This is a genomic window from Herbiconiux daphne (assembly GCF_024979295.1).
Lineage (GTDB): Bacteria > Actinomycetota > Actinomycetes > Actinomycetales > Microbacteriaceae > Herbiconiux > Herbiconiux daphnes.
Genome location: NZ_JANLCJ010000212.1, coordinates 1 through 915, shown reverse-complemented (window position 1 = coordinate 915; position 915 = coordinate 1). Strand labels below are relative to the sequence as shown.

The 915-nt window shown below is 38.4% G+C and carries 1 protein-coding gene; it reads right to left on the bottom strand.

Annotated elements, in window-relative coordinates:
* Nucleotides 1-209: 209 nt before the first annotated feature.
* Nucleotides 210-728 carry a hypothetical protein gene (locus N1032_RS24165; RefSeq protein ID WP_259543018.1) on the bottom strand — a complete coding sequence of 173 codons (519 nt, stop codon included), beginning with the start codon at nucleotides 726-728 and terminating at the stop codon, nucleotides 210-212.
* Nucleotides 729-915 lie beyond the last annotated feature (187 nt).

Sequence of the window (915 nt, the reverse complement as noted above, 5' to 3'; positions counted from 1 at the left end):
TTATTAGCCTCACCAATGATTAACCCCACCAACGGCTATTAATTCGATAATCATAAATTATTGAAATGGGTAAAATAATTACCCGCCATTAGAGTTACATCTTATCAAGGATGTTAAATAAAGAGTAAACAGGGTGCTCTAAGCCGCTCAAAGGGGTTTCCGCTGCACTTAGTTACAATGAATACTCTTTAGCTGCTCTGGTGCTCTGTTTAGTAGTTCCACGGTCTAGGCGGGCTACCCACTCTAGGGGGCTTCTTACCCTTTAACCGCTTCTCTTTTTCAGCGTTTAACGCTGCTACGGCTTCCGGGTCTGTCCAGTCTGCCGGGTCTTTAAAGTAATCTGGATTTGTCTTTTTAATTTTCACATTACGGAAAGCGCTATAAGCTCTGCGTTTATCTAGTGCTGACATTAAAACAGACCTACGAATCTTGCGTAGATTATCTGGTTTAAGGTTATCCATATTACCATCTAAATAAGTTAGCTGTTGTCTAGAGGTGAAAACTCTATCACCTGTAGTTAATTCGTAAATAGTTTTAGCTAAAGTGTGTGTTACGTTTCGTAACGTTCCATCTTTGCGGGGCATCGCATGAGTTAACACCCATTGATAACCGCCATTATGTTTATATTGTTTATATCCTGCTGGTTTCTTTGTTCCAGCGTGATAAAAGCATGTGGGGCTTTCAATATTAAAATCAAAGTTTAATAGAAACTTTTCTTTTTCTGTCATGGTATCATTTCCTTAGACATTTATAGCCCCATTGCGGGGCTTAACGATATGTGAGGGATAGAGAAGGTTTATCAAGTAGATTGTAGTTAGCAAATTCATTATAAAATAGATGTGCTAATATATCTCTTGCTAATGCGGCATGTTCTGGAGTTTCAAAACCATATACATGATATGATTTACCATCTAC